We start from the raw sequence: 24,147 nt of genomic DNA, 5'->3' as shown, positions 1-24,147 counted from the left end.
TTTTGCACCAGATTTTACAAGCGACATCCGTTCGCGTCTCTGTTTCTCTCCTTTTTTACGTGTTGAGTTAGGTCTGACAGAGCTTATGTACGGATGTACAGGATGGGTTTCTGTGTGGACGCTCCCGAGTGGGGCACTCGGAGTGAATTCTCTTGCGCGTGGGCTAATCGTCGAATGGTCGTACCGGTAGATCCGGTCGTTGTCTTTATCCCCCTTGAAGAGGTACGGGGTGATGGTCCTGTTGGGTCGTTTGGGCAGCTTGGTTCGTTGGGCAATTCTCGCATTATCGCGCCGTTCACTGGCACATACTCGTCTTCGTTTGGATGATTCATTTTATTTAATCATTTCCAAATTAATGAAAACGAAAACAACTAAATCAGCCAATCAGGATGACTTCCTGGATATTGAAAAAATAGCCACGGAAATGGCCGCCAGCGCGGTCGCTCCTGCTGATTCGGCAACTACCGAAGCTAAAACAGCTAAGGTTCCCAAAAAGAAAGTAGCAAAACCAGCCGTTGAAGCCGGTTTTGATGATACCGCAGCGGAAATCGTTGCAGAAGGTGTGGCCGATAAAGTCGTTATCGTGGCCGATGAGCCCCTTGCTCACGTTGAAGAACCTACGGCTGCAGCTCCCAATGCGCCTGCAGCAGAAGTAACAACGCCTAAGGTTGACCCCAATCAGATTTTATTCTCCAGCCTGGCCATTTCAGCCGAGGTATTGCAGGCTGTTACGGATATGGGCTTTGTTAGCCCGTCGCCCATCCAGGCCGAAGCGATTCCGCCAATTCTGGACGGTCGTGACGTTATCGGACAAGCTCAGACAGGTACCGGTAAAACGGCAGCCTTTGGTATTCCCGCGCTGGACCTGATCGACGTTCAGGATCGCTCGGTGCAAACGCTCATTCTTTGCCCAACGCGTGAATTAGCGTTGCAGGTAGCCGAAGAGATCAAGAAACTGGCGAAATACAAACGCGGTATTCGTATCGAAGCTATCTATGGTGGCGACTCCATCGAGCGGCAGATTCGGTCACTCAAAAGCGGTGTGCACATTGTAATCGGTACGCCCGGTCGTGTGATGGACCACATGGAGCGGAATACCCTCAAACTCAACAACGTTAAGATGATGATTCTTGACGAAGCGGATGAGATGCTGGATATGGGCTTCCGGGAAGATATTGAGAGCATTCTGGAAGAAATGCCCGAAGAGCGGCAAACGATCCTGTTCTCGGCAACTATGTCGAAGCCGATCATGCAGATCACCCAGAAGTTCCAGAAAGATCCTGTATTGGTGAAAGTCGTCAAGAAAGAATTGACGAACGTGAACATCGAACAGGTTTATTTTGAAGTAAAAGCCAAAGCAAAAGTGGAAGTAATGTGTCGTCTGATCGACATGTACGACCTGAAACTGCTGCTGGTCTTCTGTAATACAAAGCGTAAAGTCGACGAAATCGTTGAAGACCTGCAAATCCGGGGCTATCAGGCCGAAGGTTTGCACGGCGACCTGCGCCAGGCGCAACGGAACAACGTCATGAGTAAATTCCGCGCCGGTACAACCAACATTCTGGTTGCCACTGACGTAGCCGCTCGTGGTATCGACGTTGACGATGTTGACGCCGTTATCAACTTCGACATTCCCCTCGACGAAGAATATTACGTACACCGGATTGGCCGGACAGGTCGTGCGGGTAAATCGGGCCGTGCGTTCTCGTTCGTGGGTCGCGACGAGAAGTATCGCTTCCGCGAAATTCAGACTTATACGAAAGTGAAGGTTGAGAAAGGTGTTATTCCTTCCTTCGAAGATATCGTTGGTGTGCGCAAAGCCCGTTTCATCGAGCAACTGCAACAGACGATTCAGGAAAGTAAAGACCTGAACCTGTATGACGATTTACTGACGCAACTCAACCATGCCGGTTTCTCGACCGAGCAGATTGTAGCCGCGCTGGTAAAACGCAGCATGGGTCTGGAGAAAAACGAATTCGCTGATCAGAACCTCAACCTGGAAGATGATCGCCGGAATGGCCGCGACAAATACGCCGACCGTGGTCGGGGTGAAGGTGGCGGACGCTTCGAAGATCGTCGGGGCGGGTCACGCTTCGGCGACCGCGATGAGCGAGGTAACAGCTCCCGTTTCGGTGACCGCCGAAATGATGGTGGCGCCCGTAGCGACGGACCGTCCCGCTTTGGTGACCGCCGGAATGACGGTGGTGATCGGCCACGTTTCAACAACGACCGGGACCGTTCGGGCGCTGGCAAACCTTACTTCGACCGCGACGACCAACGTGTTCCCCGTGAGCGCGAAGCGAACATGACCCGCCTGATGGTGAGCATTGGCCGCAAAGATTTCGTCCGTCCGGGCGACATCGTAGGTGCCATTGCCGGTGAAGCCAACATTCCCGGAAACAGCATCGGCAGCATCGATATCTTCGATAAGTTCACGTATGTCGACGTTCCGAAAGATGTAGCCACCCGCGTTGTCGACGCTATGGAAGGCAATACCATCAAAGGTCGCCGGGTAAATATTGAAGTAGCACGGTAAGATATAGTCAATAAGCGGCTTCGCCTAAGTCGGTAAGTCAGTAAGTGGCTGACGCGCGAGCAAAACTCATGCGTCAGCCACTTACTGACTTACCGACTTAGGCGAAGCCGCTTATTGACTATTCCTCATAATAATACCCAAAAATAATCCCCATTTCATCTTCACTCGTGAGGCCGAAGTTGACGGCTTTGCTGGTGGTGTTATTATAGGTTATTTCGGACATAAGCCCCTCTCCTTTCTGTAAGTCGATGGGCGTTTTGAAGGTGATGATTTCAGGGTTTTCCCAATCGGTGGAGGTATAAACGATTTCACCGTTGCGGGCTCCGCCAACAATTTTAATTACAAACTTCTCGCCCAGCTTGTGCATGTGCGACGTGAGGGTCAATATTTTCCGGGGCTTGCTGAAAGTAAACGTTTTGGTCAGCGTTACGCGAGTCTTGGCTGGTAAGGGCAGGTTTGTATTGCCTAAATCGAGCGTTTGAACAATGTTCCTGACCTTTGATTTATCGACTGTGTACAAATTGATCTGAGCCTCACCCTTCCGCACTGCCGTCGTTTTATTGACGAAGTGCGAGTTGAGGTCGAACGAAGCACCCGCCGGGATGAGCAACGCAGCCCCTTCTGGAAACACATAATCCTGATACTGCGCCTGCGAACCGGCCAGATACACGTGGTTCGACATGGTCAGCACCGTCAACAGGTTCAGAGAATTATCTGGATTACGTAGATCGCGGATGTCATTCAAACTAGGCAGCGACGTTTTATTCCGGAAATCGTACGCAACAAAATGGTGGCTTCCGCTCTGCATTTTGGTCTCGTAGCGATTGACGTACACATCCTGCATATTGCCCAGCACTTTTCGGGTAAACAGTTCCCGTTCAAAATTTGGCTGTATGTCGAACGACGGAACGGCCATCTGAAAACCGGTTCCGGCGGCCGGAACCGTCAACGGCTCGTAGGCTGTACCGCTAACCGTTTTATCGTCCAATAAGGCGGCATCGGCTACGGTACCGGTTTTGGGAGCCCCCGCATCGATCCAACGCCGGACAAACTCAACCTGTCCATCAGACAAGGCTGCGCCCCCCAATGGCATTTGATTGCCATATTGCTTCCCACTATGATGGCTGGCGGTTGTCGTAATTTTATGGTAGAGCAGACTCTCCAGAGAAGCAAAAGCCTTCACCCGCTTCAGCCCATCCGCTTTGGCACTGGTATTCTTAGGGTCAACCCCCACCAGATTCTGATACGCAGCACCTGCGGCTAAGACCAATGCATGTTGAAAGTACGTAGCATCCTTGTCCGACAAATGACATCCGGACGTAGCACAGGAAGGCGTCAGGATTTTTTGCTGGATCAGATCGAATGAAGACACTTCTGCTGATGTGGGCGTATCCGTGCTTTCTTTGGTGCAGGATACCAGGTTCAGCAGGATCGCCGACACGCCAACGGTCAACGTTAATCGGGTATAAGTCAGGAAGTTCATAGTCAGTTTACGGGCCGAAAAGCCGTCAGAAAGGTAACGTAATTTACGGTTACTTTCGTCAAAATTGGAGAACGAAATCCTGCCTGGGCTGTTCCTTCCGAAAAAATACCAGTCCTACCCAAAACAAATCGACCGTTACACGAACGGACGGGTGAGCTTTGATATAACTCCACGCCTGCTCCATCTCTTCCGACCAGTGAATATCATCAAACACGAATACAGTATCGTTATGGATGTTGGTCAGACAGGTTTCAAAATAGCGAACTGTTGGTTCGTACCGGTGGTTGGCATCAAAAAAGATAAAATCAGTCGGAGGCAGGGCGGCAATAGCCGGGGCAAGTGTCTCGTCAAGATTACCGACCACTACCTCTACATTCTGAATAGCCAATCGATCAAAATTCTGCCGGGCTACTGCTGCCGTTTCCGGGCACCCTTCAAACGTCAGCACATGCCCGCCATACGGTTTGGTAGCTTCGGCCAGACAGGCCGTTGTCATGCCCAGCGATGTACCCAGGTCAACAACAACTTTGGCGTCGAACCGCTGAATCAGCCGAAACAGGAGCCGCCCAAAACGAGCTGGCTTTTGGGAGTTCCGGGCAATATCGCCAATGGTGCGCTGCCGGGATGAATTTACTTTGGACCCTGCCCCCAGATCGGCGATTGTAATGAGCTGACGACTTTTACGAAGTTCTTTTCTAAGTTTTCGGATAGGCGCAAAAACGGCTTTCGATCCGGTTTTTGCCCGAATGACTTGAAGATACAGCGAAAAGAGAAATGGAGAATGAAGCGAATGTTCGTCGCGGGCGCGACTTAAATACCGAAGATAAGCGAGTAACAAAAATTAGTTCAGTTTATACGGCACCACCATGGTGAACTCAGGGATACTAACCCGAAGTTGTTTGCCATCAATAATTCGTTCGACAAGATACGTTCCTGCCATCTTGCCAATGCTCGACCGTAGATTACAGCCCGATACATATTCATGGACCTCACCCGGCTCGAGTACCGGCTGCAGCCCAACAACACCTTCCCCTTCTACCTCTCGAACGGTACCATTGGAATCAAAAATCAACCAATGACGCCGGAGTAACTGGATTGTGTAGTCACTCGCATTCTCGATGGTAATCCGGTAGGTAAACACGTAATGCGCCTGGAGTGGACTAGAGTAATCGGCCTGATACTCAGTCTTCACGCTAACTTTCACGCCTTCTGTGACTGACGAAACCATAAATATTAGTGCCGTTTTGCAACCTTACAACGAAAATTAAGTTGATTAGTTTTGTTACGCAAGAACCACTCTTAAAAAATTTTTGTAAAGGGGTTTCCGGCGTTTGTAGGCCTATAATGCCTAATCACTCTTATCAGTTCCCTTCATGAATGTATCTATTGCCGAATCCTGGCGAAATCGGTTGCAGCCCGAATTTGATAAACCGTATTTTAGTGAGCTTGCCCAATTTTTGCGACATGAATACAGCACCCAACGCGTGTTTCCGCCGGGAGCGTTGATGTTCAATGCGTTTAACAAATGTAGTTTCGATGACACCCGGGTCGTTATCCTGGGGCAGGACCCCTATCACGGCGAAGGGCAGGCTAATGGGCTGGCTTTTTCGGTAGCTGATGGCATAGCCAAGCCTCCTTCCCTGATCAATATTTTTAAGGAGATTCAGGATGACCTGGGTAAGCCTATCCCAAAATCGGGTAATCTGGAGCGCTGGGCCAGCCAGGGCGTTATGCTGCTCAACGCTACGCTTACTGTTCGCGCCGGGCAGGCTGGGTCGCACCAGGGCAAAGGTTGGGAAACGTTTACCGATGCCGTTATCAAGTTAATTTCAGAAGAGAAAGAGCATGTCGTTTTTATGCTCTGGGGCGCTTTCGCCCAAAAGAAAGGAGCCGTCATCGACGGTAAGAAACACCTGGTCCTAAAAGCAAAACACCCATCGCCCATGGCGGCCAATTACGGCGGCTGGTTTGGCAATAAGCATTTCAGTCAGGCCAACGCGTATCTGGAGAGTAAGGGGTTGGCCCCGGTGGAGTGGTAAAAAGGAGTAAAAGGAGGAGGGGGAGTAGAGGGAGGAAGGGGACGAGGGGGATGTAGTCACCACCTTTTTCTCCCTCTCGTCCCTTTACTCCCCCTCCTCCCTTTTTCTAATCGATCGTTCTGAACAACCGGTTCCAGCGGATTTTATTCCAGATGTTGGCCGGGTTGGGGTCAAGCGACATCCAGACGAATACGGCTTTACCTACGATGTGATCTTCAGGAACAAAGCCCCAGAAACGCGAATCGAGGGAGTTATCCCGGTTGTCGCCCATCATGAAGTAGTAATCCTGTTTGAAGGTATACGACTTGATCGGCTGACCGCCAATTTTTATTTCTTTCGGCGCTACTTCGACCTTTTCGTTCCCTTCATACAACTCAATAACTGGCCCGTAGAGGGCAATCGTCTGTTCGTTGATCTGGATCGTAGCTCCTTTTTTCGGAATGGTGATCGGACCGAAATTGTCATGGTTCCATTTGAAGGTGGGCGCGCCATAGATCATGGGGGCTGCTTCACCGGGCTTTTCGGTCATGGGTTCGATTCCTTTTATGAAATCGAACGCCTTGAACTTCGCAATGACATCCTCTGTGGTATTGACGCTGTAGCCAACCATTGTCGATGTTTTCGTCGAGTCGTTGTACTGCTCCAGGGGTTTCCAGTTTTCGGTTGGCTGGCTTGGGTCGCGGTAGTCATTAACGATCTCGTACTTGCGGAAGAATGTCGCGTCGAGGACTTCGGTCGTTTTCAGGAAATACTTCTGCTCAGCGCGGGGGGGCGTTGGAAACGGTTTGCCGTTCACGAATACGGCCCGCTGCCGAACCTCCAGCACATCGCCGGGGATGCCGATACACCGTTTGATGTAATTGGTTTTTAAGTCGACGGGGTAGTCAATGTTGTCGTTCAGGTACTTGGGCGGTACATTGAAAACAACCACATCGCCATTCTTGACATGCGTGAAGCCCGGTAGCCGATAGGATGGCAACTGAATAGCGGTGCTGTAAGACGGGATGTTGGTCCCCCATATTTTCTGGTGCGTCAGCGGCACCTGCAATGGCGTGCGGGGTGTTCGGGTGCCATAGTGCAACTTACTCACAAACAGAAAGTCGCCCACCATCAGGCTGTTTTCCATCGACGGGGTTGGAATCGTAAACGCTTCCATAAATAACCATCGAATGAGTGTGGCCGCCACAACGGCGAACAAAACAGAATCGAACCATTCCCGAATGGGCGATTTTCTGGCTTTAGCCGCTCTTGTTTCGGCCTTCGTTTGAGTTACTGACATGTATGCTACTGATAAATTGTAACGGGTGGCATCGGCCATCCGACGCCCAGGTGGTGATATGTATGAACCGGTGATGAGAATACGGTGATCAGCTACGAAATTACGAAGATGATCTGGTTTTATTTATCCAGCCATCATTTGTAATTTCCCAACAGGTCATCCATACTAAAAATACCCTCACGACCAACGAGCCATTCAGCAGCGACAACGGCGCCCAGAGCAAACCCCTGGCGACTGTGAGCGGTGTGGGTAATCTCAATACGATCAACGTCAGATTCGTACCGAACGGTATGCGTTCCCGGTACAGTTCCTTCGCGAAGTGACTCAATCGCGATGGCATCCTCCCCTACCGGCAATGGCTCTCTTCCAGCTTCGTTAGTCACCCAACGGTGTTTGCCGGGCAACTGTTCCATAACACCTTCGGCCAGCGTAATGGCTGTTCCGCTGGGAGCATCCTTCTTTTCGGTATGGTGAATTTCCGTCATCGACACATGGTATGACGGATAGTTCCGCATGAACTGAGCCAGCACTTTATTCAGCCGAAAAAACAGGTTGACGCCAATGCTATAGTTGGATGCATAAAAGAAAGCCCCTTTCTTCTGCTGGCAAAGAGATTCAATCTCGGCCTTATGACTAAGCCAGCCCGTTGTTCCGCAAACCACCGGCCAGCCACGTTCCAGACAGTAGGTGATGTTGCCAGACGCCGACTCGGGCGAGCTGAATTCAATGGCAACGTCTACGTCTTCGGTTTTGAGATTGAGCAGATCGGTATGGTTGTCAGCATCGATACGGCCGGCAATATGGTGTCCCCGATCGAGCGCGATCTGCTCAATCGTTTTTCCCATCTTACCATAGCCAAGCAGAAGAATATTCACGTTTGTTTTAGGTTTGGTGTTTGGCAAACGCAGTCCGATTTATTTCGAACGGCGACGTGCAAACTTATTTAAAGGTAAACGCTACCCGAACGCCCGGAACAAAACCCACACCTGCCGTAGGCAATACGTTAGGCTCCACACGCATCGAGATGTCGTCAGTTAAATCAAAGGTTTTCAAATGTGCCGCTACGTTGGCTTCAATAATATTGACCGCCCACAAAACACCCGACAACAGCAAGTTTAAATCCCGGTAACGCCGGAACGTATCGTAAGCATTTTTGGCATTGGCCGATGTCCGAAAAACGACTTTCTGATCATTGAACGGACTTACACCAATATTAACAGACTCTACTGGATTGTACTGAGTGGGGACATATACTTTATCGCCGATAATGTTCGGATAGATGGCAGGGTCCAGACCGACGGAATAAGCCTCACCTACCCTATCTCCATACAGCAGGCGGCTGTAGCCAACGGCGGCTTCTTTAGCGAGGCCTCTGTATTTCACGAAGAGATACCCCATGACGCCAAAGCCGACATAGATAAACGGGATTTTATAATATTGCCGGTTGTAGGCCTGCCCTAAGCCGGGAAGCATCAGGGAACGCATCGTGGCTTTTTTCGGGATGATCTTATGGATTTGTGCTTCCTGACGAGCCGACACTCGAACCGTATCGGGGCTATCCAGCGATGTGGAATCATCTGCCGTCAGCTCCGACCGACCGACCTTAACCTTCACGCCATTGCGTCTTACGGCTGACGGAATGGTATCAAATGCCGATTGCCCCTGTCGGGTCGAATCGATAGCGACTGGTGTTGGAGCCGGGCGAACAGCCGGGCGTTGCGCCCATGCGTTCGTAAAAAGCAGATTGAACGAAACGGCTATCAGCAGAAAGTAGGAAGATGGCTTCATGCCCACAAAACGTCTCAAAGCCCACCTTTCAGGCCGCTTATTCGCCCGTTTAAGGTAATTTAACACAGTTACGCTTGCGAGTTCAGCACTTCGAGAATTTTAGTCAGCTCCTCCTGAGAAGTAAATGGAATCTTGATTTCCCCCTTGTGCTTCTCATCCGCTTTGATCGATACCCGCGTACCAAACAGCGACGACAGCTTAAATTGCAGACTGCGCATTTCCTGCTTAGGCAGCGTGACGCTCCGGGTGGGTACCAGATCACTGACTTCGTCGGACAAGTTCCGAACGGCCTCTTCCACTTTCCGTACCGACCATTCCTCATCAACAACTTTCGTAAAGAGCCGGATTTGGGTTTCCGGGTTTTCGATATTGATAATGGCGCGGGCGTGGCCCATCGAAATTTTGTTATCACGCAGCGAAGCCTGGATAACGGGCGGTAATTTTAACAACCGGATATAGTTGTTGACCGTTGTTCGGTTTTTACCCACACGCTCGCCCAGTTCTTCCTGCTTCAGGCTACACTCGGTAATGAGCCGCTGGTAGCTGAGGGCAATTTCTATGGCGTTTAGATTTTCACGCTGGATGTTCTCGATCAGCGCCATTTCCAGCATTTGCTGGTCATTCGCCGTTCGAATATAAGCTGGAATGTGGGTCAGGCCAACGATTTTGGAGGCCTGTAAACGTCGTTCCCCAGCAATCAGTTGGTAGCGCTCTTTCCCTAATTGCCGAACCGTGATCGGCTGAATAATTCCCTGCGTCCGGATGGAATCGGCGAGATCCTGTAGGGCTTCTTCGTCGAATCGGGTTCGGGGTTGAAATGGATTCGTTTCAATCAGCGTAACGCTGATCTCGGTCATCGTACCGATAGACTCAAACGGCGATGGTTTTGATTGTCGACTAACCGATTCACTATCGTGCAACAAGGCACCTAAGCCACGGCCCAATCCTATCATCTTCTTATTCGGTGCTTTGGTGTTGTCCATAAGACAAGTATGTACGATGTATGATGTATGGTGTATGATACAGGACAAACGTGTTGAATCATGTCATCCTATATCATACGCCATACATCATACATACTTGATTTAAGCTTCCTGCGGCATCATGCCGTTCTTGATCAGAATTTCGCGGGCCAGGTTCAGATAACTAACGGCTCCTTTGCTGTCGGCATCCTGCGCCAGGGCAGGTACCCCAAAGCTGGGCGATTCGCTCAGCCGGATGTTACGCGGAATGATGGTACTGAACACCATTTGCTGGAAATGGCTCGTAACCTCACCAACGACCTGATTCGACAGGCGAACGCGCAAGTCGTACATTGTCAGCAAAATACCTTCGATAGCCAGGTGCGTGTTCAGTCGCGACTGGATGATCTTGATGGTATTGAGCAGTTTACCCAACCCTTCGAGGGCAAAGTATTCACACTGAACCGGAATAATAACCGAATCGGCGGCTGTAAGGCTGTTGATGGTTATCAAACCCAGCGATGGCGAGCAGTCGATGATAATGAAATCATAATCGTCCCGAATACTATCGAGCGTTGTTTTCATCTTATCCTCCCGATTCTGGAGGTTGATCATCTCGATCTCGGCCCCGACAAGGTCGATATGCGATGGCAGCAAATCCAGATTCGGAAAGTCCGTCTGGATAATAGCGTCCTGTGGGCGTACGCCCTCAACCATGCATTCGTAAATGCTGTTCTCGATTTCTTTCGGATTGTAACCGAGCCCAGACGTAGAATTCGCCTGCGGATCAGCGTCAACAATGAGCGTCTGAAATTCGAGGGCGGCCAAACTGGCGGCCAGATTAATCGTAGTTGTTGTTTTACCGACGCCACCTTTTTGGTTGGCGATAGCAATGACTTTACCCATGGGTCTGTGCGATGCAGTCCCAAAGATGCCGGATAGTTTTCACGAATGCAAGAACTGTTTCACGGAATGTTTCACAAAAGTGAAAGGGCGAAAGCATGAAGGCGTGTAATAAGCAGAAGTTGATGGCACCCCAGCGCCGTGAAACGGCTGAAACAGATAATGGCTGTTATCAAGCGGGTGCTGGCAACCCAAATGCAAAAATACAGCGGTTATGACGACTTACTTCCTGCAAAGTCTGTTGGGCGACTCTTCGTTATGGCAATGGCTGCCTGGAAACATACACGACTCCACGCCCATTTTTACTGTTGCAAAAGGAAAAGGCCTCGCCTGAATGACCCCGTCCACAAACGGCATCCGTACCGGATATATAGAGTCGTTGTTGAGCATCCAAATACAAACTATGCAACTGATGCAACTGCGGAAGATCAATCCGACGGCCATCGGAGGTAATAATCCCCGGCGTTTCAAACCGACCCGATGTAGCCGTTGGACCATCCAGAAAGACCTGGTTGATCTTATAAACGGTACCCGTCGATGCGGTTACCGGATTAATGTACAACTTCGGGTCGACAGTACTGGTGGCTGGCCGGTCAAAGAACGGGTTATACTTTCGGTAAGCTTGCCAGGTCTTTCCCTCGTCGACACTATACTTACTCACATTGGCCATGATCTGCGTAGTTGATCCATTCAGTACACCGGTCATAACAAAGAGCGTATCCTGGTGGTCTACTATGCCCGATAGGCCCTGGTGGTGCTGATCTACCTGCTGCCAGTTTTTGCCCTGATCCGTTGAGCGGAATACATTAAAGGTTGTAGCGATTAACAGTGTTTTATCCCAGTCTCCCCAAACCGCCTGAATCTCCTCGTCAATAGGGGCTTTAAGGGTGTACCAATCCAGATACTCAGGAGCAATTGTATCCAATGCAGTCTTTTTACAGGAGAAGATACCAACCAGTATCAGAAAGCAAATTACTGTTTTCATCGTCGTTGAGCGTTTTAATACCTATCTCTTAAAGAGACAAACGTTAACCGGCTACTAACGGAATGTTTACGATAACGGCTATAACATAGTATCTCTGTCAACTAAGATCCTAAAATACAGACAGTTTATTCCTGGGGAGGCATGCAAAAAGTAACCGAAACCCGTGTTTCTGACAAGATCGAAAAGACGTTTAAGCCCCGCTTTCCTTCTCTCGCTCTTTCATTAGGCCCAAACTTTGGTGCCTTCGGTGCAGTTGCGGCACATTTCTATTTCGGAACGGGAGCGTAGTAAGGTTTGGCGGAACTGGTTATAAGCGGAGCCCTGCCAGAGATCGGCGAAGGATTCGGTCTGGAGGTCGCCCAGCCGGTGGTGTGCGTCTTTGTCGAAGCAGCAAGGCACGACAAGGCCATCCCAGGTGATCACGCAGGAATGCCACATCTTCCAGCAGTGGTCGCCGAAACCGTTCTTGATGCGGTACGTACCATCCGTTTGCGGAGCGTACCGGCTGTATTGATCCAGGGTCGGAATCAGGTCCGAACCGTGTTCGTAGTCGTAGATTTGAGCTGTTTTCAGGCCCACTTCATCAACGCCCAGCTCGCGGGCCAATCGGTTAACCTCGGCAATCTGGTGTTCGTTGGGTTTAACGACCAGAAACTGAAAGACGACGTGAGGTGTCCGCGATTTCAGTGCTTTTTTCCAGCGTATAATATTCTTTGTGCCCTCCAGCACTTTTTCAAGCTTTCCCCCTACCCGGTACTGTTCGTATACTTCCTGCGTCGTGCCGTCGATAGAAATAATCAGTCGATCAAGTCCCGACTCCACCGTTTTTCGGGCATTGGCATCGGTCAGATAATGCGCATTGGTGCTGGTAGCTGTGTAGATATTCCGGTCGGTAGCGTAGCGCACCAGTTCCAGGAACTGCGGATGCAGGTAAGGCTCGCCCTGAAAATAGAAAATCAGGTAAAGAAGTGTATCGTGGAGTTCGTCGATGGTCCGTTTGTAGAGGTCTTCGCCCAGCATCCCGGTCGGACGGGTAAAGGAACGAAGTCCGCTGGGGCATTCGGGACAGCGCAGATTACAGGACGTTGTTGGCTCAAACGACACCGACATGGGGAGGCCACGCTGCGTAGCGTTGCCCGTTCGCCGTGACTCATAATAACTGTACACCACTTTCAGCGCATTGATGATGCGCTTGGGCGTTAGTTTGGAAGCGAAATTGAGCCCGTCGAGTAGATTGCGATTCATATGGTAAAGGTACAACTAGTTGCCATTGTCACAGCAACCCATCTAGGAGCGTCTATACACCCGGCAGCCTTCCTCCTCAAAAACCACCGTTTCTGCCTCCATGCCGGGGATTATATCGGGCAGCGGTCCCGTCATGCTGGCCGCAAAAATATAGCCCGGCGATGCGGTGGACTCGCTCTGCGTCCAGACGATATAGTCAGGTGAATTAAGCCAGCGGGTTGCTTTGCCTGCAATATCCGGCCAGATGCTTTCTGCGAACGCCCGCATCCGGCCAATAGCCGCGAACTGATCCGCGTTTTGCCCCCATTCAAATGACCCGTGCGTTACCTTATCCGGCTGACGATCATCTTCTATTCTGAACACATATAATTTCGTATACTCTTCGTTTTGGCCCCGCTGTTCATGTAGGTTTCGCACCTCAAACCCCAACCCGACATAACTGGGCATGTCGGTTAGAAACAGGGCGACGAAATAGCGGAACAGATTACCGGTTCGGTAAAACGCATCGAAACGCGGATCATCTTTATCGGCCGTCATCACCGTGAAATTCGGCGCGAACCGGCGTGTCTTCAGGTAATCGACATAGGCGGCAAACTGCCGTCGAAACTCCGTTGATCCAACCACCATCGATTGCAGGTCGCCAAGGGTCGAATCGGCTTCGATGGCTTCCAGATGGTCGAGTTCGTCACCGTAACCCATCGTATCGGGCGGGGCCAGAAACGTTTCAGCGAAGAACGCATAATACGGAACACCCTTTTCCTGTACATATCGCTTGATGGCTCGCAGGGGATCATAAAAAGCATCGGGTTCAGCCGGAACACCCTCGGGTCGCAACTGAACGTGGGCCATGTCGCCCCGCATGAAATCGAAATTGTATTTCTGCTGGCAGTCTTTAACTTTTCGGCAGATATAATCCCAGGCTGGCAGATTGGGCCGATCGAAATCAAGCTCCCATTTTTTGTTGTTATCCTTCGATTCATAGAACCGGTACCGCGCCAGTGGCCCGAATACCCGCGACATAGCTTGTGGTTCATTGAAGGCATACTGGTACCAGACTTGCCCATAATCATCGGTCACGAAATCGTTGGCGTCGATGTGCAGCCCCCGGTAGGGCGGGGCCATTGTCATGGGTAATGTTTCCAGCCCCTGGGCAACGAGGTGGCGAATGAGGCCCAGTCGCCGACTCAAACGCCCGTTATAATCATTCGGCAAACCGAACAGGATACGCTGGCGTTGCTCATCCGACAAACCGGGAGTGCTGGCCGTGGGCGTATGCATGGAAAAGAAAGCATCTTTGGTAAACGTCAACGGCGTACCATCGGCCGATCCTCTAAACTTGAGAAACTGCCAGATAGCCTCCTCCGCATAGCGGTACACCAGGCTGGAATGATCAATGAGCATGGCCGGTTTCTTGCCTTTCTCATCCCGCTGGACCCACTCAAACAGGGAGGGGCAGGTCAGCACCATTTCCGAGAAACGATCGGTATGCGGAATCACATCCATACCCACCGTTCGACCCATGGCATGGAGCAGATTCATAACGACCTTCAGTTGTTTCTCCACCGAATCGAGGGCGGGAACGTAGCGAGCCAGCTCCACATCGAAAAACTCCGGGTTGATCTGCCAGCTCACCATGCCGTAGAGACTACCGACCACCCCTGGCTCCCAAATTGGCAGCAGGTGAATGCTGTCGTGACTGGCCGGCAAAGTCATCACATAACTGACAAGCTTCCAGAAAGAGCCAATGGTTCGCACATTCACCCCAACCATATTACTGCGTTTGAGCCAGGACCCATCCATATATATTCTGGCAGGACTTTCAACCGTTTCGGCAGGGTCCAGGGCTCTGCGAAGCATCTCATTTCCAAGCCGTTTATGCAAGATTTCCAGCGTTTGATACACGGAAAACTGCACGGCCGTTTGCGGTAGCAAGTTCGGAATATACGACGAACGGCCTGACTGATAAGCCTCTGTATAAGTGGCATACTGCTTATACCAGTCAGCTTGTAAGGTTTCGAGGGAGGTTGGCATAAGACAAATGTAAAACGGTTTTACTAAAACCACACATGCCAGCCTTTGTGTTGATCCGACACAGAAAACAAAGGTTGAATGACTAATTTACTTTCTTTTCAGAAACGTTTATGCCTGCATTTTTCCCACAAACAAGTCATACAGGTTGACGTATAGTTTATCTAATCAGTAGGTCCGTAATACTTTCAGCCGGTGGTTTTTATTGATGCGAATGTTCGGATTACTGATAATGTGAAACAAGGCTCCACTTAGCACCAGCGTACTTACGACAGGGAGCGTATTGCTATAAAACCCCTGATTGTTGACTACGTCGGCAATGAGATAAACACCCCCGGCAATGGGAAACAAGGTACCAGCCGCTGTAATAAAAGGAATTCGGCGGTGCAGATAAACTTTCTGAATGTCATCGAACCGAAACGTTACCGGCTCATCCCGATTCATGACCTGATTGGCCATCAACACGCTGAATGTGCTGTCGGTTACGTCGTACAACTGTTCCCGGTATTTTTCGCCCCCGGATTTGAAGTGTAATTCATCGCCTATAAAAAACCGGTATCGATGAAAGCCCCCCAATAAGTGATTGACATCGAGGGCGAGGTAGCGGGATGGACGAAGTAAGGCCGAATAAGCCGTGCCTTTGCGTTGCAGAAGCTGTTCGGTGGTAAGGGTATCCTGGGGTTGGGCGACGGCATATTGACCAATCACCATAAAAACCAGAACAAATAGCCGTTGAAAAAAAGACGTCATACGATGTAAACGTGAATGTATGGTCAATAACAGGAAAATTTGGGTAGTGGGCCCATTTTTTAGAAAAATTTAACCCATTCGCCAAGTGTTGGCTAATTTGCAGCCATGATTAGCGCTGACCAACTTCGAACATTTACTGAACAAATTTTTTTAGCCATTGGCTGTTCTGAGACCGATGCCCGTTTAGCTGCCGATGTACTCGTCAGTGCCGACCTGCGGGGCGTCGATTCGCACGGGGTGGCCCGCTTGCCGGGCTATATCCGGCTGTATGACAACGGCCGCATCAACCCCCAACCGCACATTCGTGTCGTACACGAAACACCGTCGACGGCCGTGGTCGATGGCGACCGGGGCCTGGGGCTGGTGGTGGGGCCGTGGGCGATGAAGGTAGCCATCGAGAAGGCTCGCGTTGCCGGAACGGGCTGGGTGGCGGTGCGCAATTCCAACCATTTCGGCATTGCCGGTTACCATGCCATGCTGGCCGCCGAACACGATATGATCGGCCAGGCCATGACCCATGCAGCTCCCCTTGTTGCCCCCACCTTTTCACTGGATAAGTTACTGGGCACCAACCCGATTGCCGTTGCCATTCCGGCGGCTACCGAGCCTACCTTCCTGGCCGATTTTGCCTCAACGGCAGTTGCCTACGGCAAGCTCGAAATTCTGCAACGAAAGGGGCAGGATGTGCCGCTGGGCTGGGCGCAGGATGCCGAAGGCCAGCCTACAACCGATGCGAATGCCATCCGTAACGGCGGAGCACTGCTCCCCCTGGGCACCGACCGCGAACACGGTTCGCACAAAGGGTATGGGCTGGGGGCCATTGTCGATATTTTTTCGGGCGTGCTGTCCGGCGCCAACTACGGCCCCTGGGTACCGCCTTTTGCGACAGCTGGCTTTATGCAGGCAAACGAAGGCGTTGGTAGTGGCACCGGACATTTTTTCGGAGCCATGCGCATCGATGCATTCCGGCCGGCCGACGAGTTCAAAACGCATATGGATACCTGGATTCAGCGTTTCCGTCAGGCCAAAGCCGTAGAAGGCAAGCGCGTGCTGATCCCCGGCGATCCCGAACGGGAAATGGAAGCCGAGCGGCTCGCCAACGGCATTCCCGTTGTTGAGCCCGTCGTTAAAAGCCTGGAAGAACTCGGCGAACGATTCGGCATAAAATTATAAAAACCTAACAAACCTATCAGGTTTTTGAAACCTGATAGGTTTAACTTAACCCTTAACCAACGAAGTTCACAGTAGTTATGAATTACAGAAAACTCGGTAAAACTGGCTTTACCATTTCCGAAATCAGCCTGGGCACCTGGCAGGTGGGTGGCAAATGGGGCGATCCGTTCAGCCACGATAACGCCGACCGAATCCTCAACGAAGCCGTCGACGCGGGTATCAATTTCATCGACACGGCCGATGTGTATGGCGATGGAGCAAGTGAAAAAGCCGTTGGTCGCCTGGTCCGCTCGCGGTCCGAACGGATTTATGTAGCCACCAAATGCGGCCGTCGGCTGCAGCCGCATACCAACGAAGCGTATCAACCCGGCGTTCTCCGCCAGTTTGTGGACGACAGTCTACGGAATATGAGACTGGAAACGCTGGACCTGATTCAACTCCACTGCCCGCCCACCGACGTTTTTTACCGCCCCGAACTATTCGAAGAATTCGACCGACTGAAAGATGAAGGAAAAATTCAGCATCTGGGCGTTAGCGTCGAGAAAGTGGAGGAAGCGTTAAAAGCGATTGAGTTTCCAAACGTCACGACGGTACAGATCATTTTCAACATGTTTCGTCAGCGCCCCGCCGAGCTATTCTTTACCGAAGCCCGGCGACGCGATGTTGGGATCATCGTTCGGGTACCGCTGGCCAGTGGTTTGCTGACGGGTAAATTCAGTGCCGACTCAACGTTTTCGGCCAATGACCACCGGAACTTCAACCGGCAGGGTGCGGCTTTCGACAAGGGCGAAACGTTCTCCGGTGTCGATTACGAAACAGGATTAGCTGCCGTTGAGGAACTGCGGGCTGTTTTTCCGGGCGATACCAACCTGGCTCCCGATGCTCTGCGCTGGATTCTCACCTTCGATGCTGTCAGCTGCATCATTCCCGGTGCCTCCAAGCCAGACCATCTGGTATCCAACCTGGAAGCTACGAACCGACCGGCTCCATCCGCCGAACAAATGGCCGCCGTAAAGAAGATCTACGACGAGCGCATCAAAAATCCGGTACATTATTTATGGTAAAAACGTTGGTTCTGCTGCTGGAGTTGGGGTCAAACGCTGGCCTTCATCAGCAGAACCCGCCTTTTATTTTCCGAAATAGACCTGAAAGCCTAAGCTAATATTCAACGCATCGGGCACATTAGGTGTCAGGGCATTTGCCCCACCGGCCAGTAACGTATTCACCACGCCGGTACTGCCACCCGTATAGGTCAGTGCCACATCGAAGCTAACGGATTTATTGATAAAGAAGGCGACTCCTCCCGTTCCGCTATAGAGCGCATTCGTTGATGAGGCCGTGTTCGATCCGCCACCTGACGCAGACGTATTCACAACACCTACTGATGCCCCAAGAAAAGGCTTCACCTGAGAGGGGCCGATAAAATAACGGACGAAAGGCGCGAGACCTATCTGCGTAATGCCGCCCCCTGATGCGCTGATATGGAAAAAAGGAATGCCTGCGCCTACCGCCAGACCATCACTCACAAACCAACCATACGTTGGCTGAAGGCTTATGATGGTACCGGAACCACCAGACGTTGGAATAATAAAATTACCAACCTGAACCCCGGCCAGATGATTACCTTTTTCCGTTTGGGCCAGAACGGACGAAAGGGTGAAAAGTAAAAAAGCGAACGTAAAGAATGTAGTTTTCATACTATGCTGATAAGTTGTTTTATACCATACCGCATGACCTTAAAAATGTTTCTTTCGTTGGAAACAAACCTGTGATCTACGAAAAAAGACCCGGACATCATCCGGGTCTTTTCTAATTAAAGGCTATTCTTACTAATCAACTATCGTCCACTTACGGCTTTCTTAAACGTGCCATCCGATCCGAAAATCAGAAGAACCCGCTTGCTGTCGGCGGTAGTAATGGCAACAACGTAATCGCTGCTGGTTGTCTCCTGCCCGGCTTTGTTGATCGTTGCCCCGGCGTAGTTCGTATTGATATAGGTCGTAATGGCAGCAGGCAGACTCGACACAGCTACGGTCGTCAGATTCGGACCTTTGCCGGGCCGAGGACGGTGAAGGGTGTCGCCGGGGGCATGGTGGGTTGAGTCACCCCGCATATGATGGAGGGAGTCCTTTTTGGCATGATGGGCCGAATCGCCGGGGGCGTGTCCGCGCTTGCCGCCATCCAGTGCCTTTACAAAGGTACCATCGGTGCTAAACAGCAGTAGCTTAACGGCGCTGTTGACGGTGATCGCTACCACATAATTTCCGGCCGCATCTTTAAACGCTTCCTTAACGGTAGCACCTGTATAATTGGTGCTGATGTAGGTAGTAATAGCGGCTGGTAGCGTTGTTGCATCCACTGCCGTCAGGTTACGCGGACCGGTAGCTGAGGTACTCGTTACGCCCGCAGTTCGGGCAGAGGCATCGTCAGCTGCCGGATCAACGGCACTTTTGTTGCAGGCGACCAAACAGGCTACCAGAGCACTCATCAAGCTGAAAACAAGCAATTTTTTCATAAATGATCTAAGTTGGTAAGTTGTTTTGTTAAAAAAACATAAGGGCAAACGAAACGGAAACAAGATCCGTTTAGCGACACTTTCCATAGTACGCCTTGTTCACAGGCACCGTTGCAGAGGGCAAAAAAAATTGGCAAAGTAGACTAGAGGTCAAGTATAGTTACCTTCGGGTGCGTTGCTCCGGAGACAGTAAAATTGCTTCCTCCTGCAAATCTTTGCCTTTACGATGCTTTCTTTGTACATTCTTCCGCCAAACCCGATTCCGTTTGGCAATTCACCCACGTTGCCATATATTGTTCCATGAAAAAACAGAACGCCCGTCAATCACAGTCGCAAACACTCAATGGAATGACTCAGTCACAGGGTCAGATCAATGGTAATTTTTCCTTCAGCGATTATCAGACAGAAAATTTTTTTGATGAGATGTTCGCCAGCGAAACGCAGGTGAGACCGGGTTATGCTCCTTTTCAGCAACGGGTGCAGCAACTCACCCGCGAAGATCTCATTGGGCGTCAACATGCAGCCGAGCGGGCACTCATGAGCATGGGTATCACCTTTAATGTCTATTCGGAAGGCGAAGGCACCGAGCGGATCATGCCCATCGATATCATTCCCCGCATCATCGAATCGGCGGAGTGGGACCGGCTGGAAGAGGGGTTGATTCAGCGCATAAAAGCCATAAATATGTTTCTGGACGACGTATACAACGAACAGCGTATCCTGAACGATGGCGTTGTACCCCGTGATCTGATTGAGTCCAGCAAATCGTTTTTACCGGGCTGTATGGGGGTAAAGCCTCCTAAAGGCATCTGGTGCCACATTACCGGCACGGACCTGATCCGGGGTGACGATGGTACGATGATGGTACTCGAAGACAATCTTCGCTGTCCGTCCGGCGTGTCATACATGCTCGAAAACAGGGAACTCAACAAGCAGACATTTCCCGAAGTACTGGCGCAAACGGGCGTTCGCCCCGTATCCGATTACCCTACCCGTTTACTGCAAATGCTACAGTTCATTGCCGACCGACCGAATCCGACGGTGGTGGTTCTGACACCGGGCATTTACAATTCGGCCTATTTTGAGCATTCGTATCTGGCCCAGCAAATGGGTGTCGAGTTGGTGGAAGCCCGTGATCTGGTTGTTTCGGGTGGGTACGTAAAGATGCGTACTACCAAAGGTTTCCAGATCGTCGACGTAATTTATCGCCGTATCGACGACACTTTCCTGGACCCCCAGGCGTTCAATCCCGATTCGATGATTGGTGTTCCGGGTATTTTCGAAGTCTATAAAAAAGGGCGTGTGGCACTGGCCAACGCCCCCGGCACCGGCGTTGCCGACGATAAGGTAATTTACGCCTATGTACCCCGGATCATCAAGTATTACCTAGGCGAAGAGGCTATTATTCCAAACGTTAAAACCTACATCTGCCGCGAAGAAGAAGACTGTGCGTATGTCATGGAAAACATCGAAAAGCTGGTCGTGAAAGAAGCCAACGAAGCAGGTGGATACGGCATGCTGATCGGCCCCAAAGCGACATCGGAAGAGCACGATTTATTCCGCCAGAAGATCAAAGAGAACCCGCGTAATTATATTGCCCAGCCAACTATTTCGCTCTCCCGGGTACCCTGCATCGTGGGCGACCACGCCGAGGGGCGTCACGTTGACCTGCGCCCGTACATCCTGTATGGCGACGGCGTAAACGTCATTCCGGGCGGTCTGACGCGGGTAGCCCTGCGCAAAGGCTCCCTGGTCGTCAACTCCTCACAAGGCGGGGGTGGTAAGGATACCTGGGTGTTGTATTGATTGAGTCGGTAAGCGGCTGCGCCTAAGTTAGTAAGTCAGTAAGTGGCTGACGCGTGAACAATACTCGCGCGTCAGCCACTTACAACTTACTACTTAATGACTTACTGACTTACTGACTTAGGCGTAGCCGCTTATTCTCTATCTTTGTCGAATGTCTGTTCCGGATCTTTCGATTATCATTGTCAATTACAAAACGCCCCAGCTCATTCTCAACTGCCTGGAGTCGCTTTATACCTACACAAAGGGCATTTCATTTGAGGTAATTGTCGTCGACAATCAATCGGGCGATGATAGCCAGACTATTATCCAGACGGCTTATCCCGCAGTACAGTGGTATCAGATGGGCTATAATTCGGGGTTTGCCCGCGCCAATAATTACGGCATTCGTCAGGCCACGGCTCCGCTGGTTCTGTTGCTTAATTCCGACACACTACTGATTGACAACGCGCTGGCCAACTGTGTGCGGGTGTTGACTGAACGACCCGATGTGGCCGCCGTGAGTGCCGTGCAGCTTCAGGCCAACCGGCAAGTGCGCCCCAATCTATATACCAGTTTTGGGCAGATGCGCCGGGCATTCTATATCCTGCCCGGCGGGCTTGCTACTGAACGGCTTTTGGCCCGACTCATGCCTGACCCGGTCTATACCGACCCGAACCAGGTCGAATGGCTCTCGGGAGCGTTCCTGATGACCCGCAAGTCGGTGATTGACAAAGCGGGCATGATGGACGAGAACTTTTTCATGTACGGCGAAGATGTGGAATGGGGCTATCGGCTGGGCAAGCAGGGAAAGCTTCTGCTCCTGCGAGACACGCAGTTCATCCATCTGGAATACGGAAGTAGTGAAGATAACCAGCAGCATGTTGTCACCCATATCAACCGGTTCAAATCGCAGGTACAGGTCTCGCAGTTGTTATGGGTTCGTAAACAATATGGCGTTTTGGCTTATCTGGTGCTGATGTTGCACTATGTTCTGATGATTCCGGTTGTGTTTATCTGGAAACTAGCCGTCAATCTTCGCGACCGCCAGCCGGTCTTGAGTGGCCTCGAGAGTCAGCGTGCCTTCACCAAACAAGTTGGCGTATTCCTCAAATTTTTCTGGAAAACGTTATTCAATAAACCGGGATTTTATAAAGTTTAACAACTTAGTTAGTAGAAGCTAAAAAAGGATACAGGTTTTCCGTTTGACATCGTTTAGATGAAAATGGAATGATCCTATGCGATTCCTTTCTCTACTCAGCGTTACAAGTCTTTTTCTCGGTGTCCTTTTCTATTCCACAAATAGTCAGGCCACCCACGTGCGGGCCGGTGAAATCACCACCAAGCTCATCTCCAAAACCTCCCTGACGTACGAGATTACGTTTACGGCCTACTACGATTATACGTCAGGGCCAACGGGGGGCAAGCAGGCAGCCGATGCTGCTACCGAATACACCATGTGTTTCGGCGACGGCACAACCGAGGTTGTGCCACGAAGTAAAATAACGTATATCAACGGCAATACATCGTCAATAAATATTTATAAGACGGTGCACACCTTTCCGGGCCCTGGCACCTATACCATTGGCATTACGGTCGTGAACCGTAACCAGGGGACCATTAATTTACCCCCACCCGGTGCCTCGCAGAACATTCCGTTCTTTGTGTCCACGACGATTTACGTCAACGCAGCTCTGTTGACCAACTCCACGCCGGTGATGCTCAACCCGCCCCTCGACTCAGGACGGGTAGGCCAAAAATTCTGCCACAATCCGGCCGCTTTCGATGCCGACGGCGATAGCCTGGCGTATCGGCTGAGTGTGCCCAAAACCTCCCCAACAGATGCCGGTTGTTTGGGTAGACCAATACCGGCTTACCAGGACCCGACCCGCTTCAGCACCGCCAGCGAGAACGGGGGTGCTGCCACCTTCTCCATCAACCCCATCACCGGTGAGTTATGCTGGGATGCACCGGGGCAGGCGGGTCAGTTTAACTTTGCGTTCATCATTGAGGAGTGGCGCAACGGCGTACTCATCGGTGAGATCACCCGCGATATGCAGATTTTTGTGGTCGACAGCCCCAACAAACGGCCCCTTATTCAGCCCATCCCGGACTTGTGCGTGGAGGCCGGCACCCTCATCAACCAGCCCGTCACGGCCACCGACCCCGACGGACAACGCGTCATCATCTCCGGATTCGGGGGCGTCTTCAACATCGGTCCCGACCGACAGCCCCTGCCGGCCGCCGAACTCATCCAGCCCGCCTACGCCCGGCTCCTCAACGGCGATATCACCCAGAACCAGCCCGCCACGGCCACCTTCACCTGGCAGACCAACTGCAACCAGATCCGGCAGGCCCCCTACGACGTCACCTTCAAGGTCTCCGACGTGCCCCTCCGGCCCACCCCCTCGCTGGTCTCCTTCCAGACCTTCCGCATCCGCATCGTGGGACCCGCCGTCAAAGGACTCACCGCCCGACCCACCGCCACTCCCAACGGACGGGCCATCCAGCTCGCCTGGACCCCCTACGCCTGCGGCAACCCCGGCACCTTCCTGACCATCTACCGCAAAGAGGGCTGTGAGACGGTACCGCCGGAACCCTGTGTAACAGGCGTCCCACCCGGTTACACCCTGGTGGCCCGCGTGCCCATCACGGCCACCACCTACACCGACACCTCCG

Annotated in this window: 21 protein-coding genes and 1 pseudogene; 7 read left to right on the top strand and 15 right to left on the bottom strand. The window is 51.5% G+C overall.

Translation table 11 applies throughout. From position 1 onward, the window contains the following. Positions 1–83: 83 nt before the first annotated feature. On the bottom strand, positions 84–332 hold the full coding sequence (locus ACYVK4_RS27760) for a hypothetical protein (protein WP_461130835.1): 249 nt from the start codon (positions 330–332) through the stop codon (positions 84–86). A 23-nt stretch (positions 333–355) separates the two neighbouring features. On the opposite strand from ACYVK4_RS27760, the gene ACYVK4_RS27755 reads away from it, so the two are divergent. Continuing rightward, a complete protein-coding gene (locus ACYVK4_RS27755; protein WP_461130834.1) occupies positions 356–2,536 on the top strand; it encodes a DEAD/DEAH box helicase in 2,181 nt (726 codons plus the stop codon). Between the two features lie 118 nt (positions 2,537–2,654). Here ACYVK4_RS27755 and ACYVK4_RS27750 read toward each other — a convergent pair whose 3' ends face one another. From ACYVK4_RS27750 to apaG, 3 genes are read right to left on the bottom strand one after another with little or no spacing between them, the layout of a single operon-like run. Further along, the gene (locus ACYVK4_RS27750; RefSeq protein ID WP_461130833.1) at positions 2,655–4,019 is read right to left on the bottom strand and encodes a monooxygenase; all 1,365 of its coding nucleotides are present in this window, start codon (positions 4,017–4,019) and stop codon (positions 2,655–2,657) included. Between the two features lie 58 nt (positions 4,020–4,077). Further along, complete coding sequence (locus tag ACYVK4_RS27745) at positions 4,078–4,857, bottom strand: O-methyltransferase (RefSeq protein ID WP_461130832.1); 780 nt, start codon at positions 4,855–4,857, stop codon at positions 4,078–4,080. Positions 4,858–4,860: 3 nt separating this feature from the next. After that, positions 4,861–5,247 carry a Co2+/Mg2+ efflux protein ApaG gene (apaG, locus tag ACYVK4_RS27740; RefSeq protein ID WP_012924864.1) on the bottom strand — a complete coding sequence of 129 codons (387 nt, stop codon included), beginning with the start codon at positions 5,245–5,247 and terminating at the stop codon, positions 4,861–4,863. Between the two features lie 145 nt (positions 5,248–5,392). On the opposite strand from apaG, the gene ung reads away from it, so the two are divergent. Then, positions 5,393–6,058, top strand: a complete 666-nt coding sequence (gene ung, locus ACYVK4_RS27735) for a uracil-DNA glycosylase (protein WP_461130831.1) — start codon at positions 5,393–5,395, stop codon at positions 6,056–6,058. A 106-nt stretch (positions 6,059–6,164) separates the two neighbouring features. Here ung and lepB read toward each other — a convergent pair whose 3' ends face one another. The 9 genes from lepB to ACYVK4_RS27690 all read right to left on the bottom strand — a co-directional run bounded on the left by lepB (position 6,165) and on the right by ACYVK4_RS27690 (position 15,998). Next, positions 6,165–7,337 carry a signal peptidase I gene (lepB, locus tag ACYVK4_RS27730; protein WP_461130830.1) on the bottom strand — a complete coding sequence of 391 codons (1,173 nt, stop codon included), beginning with the start codon at positions 7,335–7,337 and terminating at the stop codon, positions 6,165–6,167. 134 nt (positions 7,338–7,471) lie between these two features. Then, positions 7,472–8,212 (bottom strand): 4-hydroxy-tetrahydrodipicolinate reductase, encoded by a 741-nt coding sequence (dapB, locus tag ACYVK4_RS27725; protein ID WP_461130829.1) that lies wholly within the window; start codon positions 8,210–8,212, stop codon positions 7,472–7,474. A gap of 64 nt (positions 8,213–8,276) precedes the next feature. Beyond that, positions 8,277–9,125: a DUF5683 domain-containing protein gene (locus ACYVK4_RS27720; protein WP_461130828.1), complete on the bottom strand. Its 849-nt coding sequence runs from the start codon at positions 9,123–9,125 to the stop codon at positions 8,277–8,279. 68 nt (positions 9,126–9,193) lie between these two features. After that, positions 9,194–10,108 (bottom strand): ParB/RepB/Spo0J family partition protein, encoded by a 915-nt coding sequence (locus tag ACYVK4_RS27715; protein ID WP_461130827.1) that lies wholly within the window; start codon positions 10,106–10,108, stop codon positions 9,194–9,196. A 102-nt stretch (positions 10,109–10,210) separates the two neighbouring features. Further along, positions 10,211–10,993 (bottom strand): ParA family protein, encoded by a 783-nt coding sequence (locus tag ACYVK4_RS27710; RefSeq protein ID WP_041615784.1) that lies wholly within the window; start codon positions 10,991–10,993, stop codon positions 10,211–10,213. 253 nt (positions 10,994–11,246) lie between these two features. Then, complete coding sequence (locus ACYVK4_RS27705; protein WP_461130826.1) at positions 11,247–11,975, bottom strand: beta propeller repeat protein; 729 nt, start codon at positions 11,973–11,975, stop codon at positions 11,247–11,249. A 222-nt stretch (positions 11,976–12,197) separates the two neighbouring features. Then, a complete protein-coding gene (locus tag ACYVK4_RS27700; protein ID WP_461130825.1) occupies positions 12,198–13,220 on the bottom strand; it encodes an SPASM domain-containing protein in 1,023 nt (340 codons plus the stop codon). 42 nt (positions 13,221–13,262) lie between these two features. After that, a complete protein-coding gene (locus ACYVK4_RS27695; RefSeq protein ID WP_461130824.1) occupies positions 13,263–15,251 on the bottom strand; it encodes an alpha-amylase family protein in 1,989 nt (662 codons plus the stop codon). A 165-nt stretch (positions 15,252–15,416) separates the two neighbouring features. Further along, positions 15,417–15,998 (bottom strand): hypothetical protein, encoded by a 582-nt coding sequence (locus ACYVK4_RS27690; RefSeq protein ID WP_461130823.1) that lies wholly within the window; start codon positions 15,996–15,998, stop codon positions 15,417–15,419. Positions 15,999–16,103: 105 nt separating this feature from the next. Between ACYVK4_RS27690 and ACYVK4_RS27685 the strand changes: the two genes are divergently transcribed. Continuing rightward, positions 16,104–17,171: an Ldh family oxidoreductase gene (locus ACYVK4_RS27685; protein ID WP_461130822.1), complete on the top strand. Its 1,068-nt coding sequence runs from the start codon at positions 16,104–16,106 to the stop codon at positions 17,169–17,171. Between the two features lie 77 nt (positions 17,172–17,248). Beyond that, on the top strand, positions 17,249–18,235 hold the full coding sequence (locus ACYVK4_RS27680) for an aldo/keto reductase (protein ID WP_461130821.1): 987 nt from the start codon (positions 17,249–17,251) through the stop codon (positions 18,233–18,235). 63 nt (positions 18,236–18,298) lie between these two features. Here ACYVK4_RS27680 and ACYVK4_RS27675 read toward each other — a convergent pair whose 3' ends face one another. Both ACYVK4_RS27675 and ACYVK4_RS27670 read right to left on the bottom strand, forming a co-directional pair. Beyond that, positions 18,299–18,868 carry a hypothetical protein gene (locus ACYVK4_RS27675; RefSeq protein ID WP_461130820.1) on the bottom strand — a complete coding sequence of 190 codons (570 nt, stop codon included), beginning with the start codon at positions 18,866–18,868 and terminating at the stop codon, positions 18,299–18,301. Between the two features lie 140 nt (positions 18,869–19,008). After that, a complete protein-coding gene (locus tag ACYVK4_RS27670; RefSeq protein ID WP_461130819.1) occupies positions 19,009–19,686 on the bottom strand; it encodes a PepSY-like domain-containing protein in 678 nt (225 codons plus the stop codon). Between the two features lie 300 nt (positions 19,687–19,986). On the opposite strand from ACYVK4_RS27670, the gene ACYVK4_RS27665 reads away from it, so the two are divergent. From ACYVK4_RS27665 to ACYVK4_RS27655, 3 genes and pseudogenes are all read left to right on the top strand, one after another. After that, on the top strand, positions 19,987–21,492 hold the full coding sequence (locus ACYVK4_RS27665; RefSeq protein ID WP_461130818.1) for a circularly permuted type 2 ATP-grasp protein: 1,506 nt from the start codon (positions 19,987–19,989) through the stop codon (positions 21,490–21,492). Positions 21,493–21,643: 151 nt separating this feature from the next. Further along, the gene (locus ACYVK4_RS27660; RefSeq protein WP_461130817.1) at positions 21,644–22,630 is read left to right on the top strand and encodes a glycosyltransferase family 2 protein; all 987 of its coding nucleotides are present in this window, start codon (positions 21,644–21,646) and stop codon (positions 22,628–22,630) included. A gap of 76 nt (positions 22,631–22,706) precedes the next feature. Further along, positions 22,707–24,147, top strand: a pseudogene (locus ACYVK4_RS27655) (gliding motility-associated C-terminal domain-containing protein); the annotation flags it as partial.

The sequence above is a fragment of the Spirosoma aerophilum genome, assembly GCF_054782495.1.
This window is presented reverse-complemented; position numbering and strand designations above follow the sequence as displayed.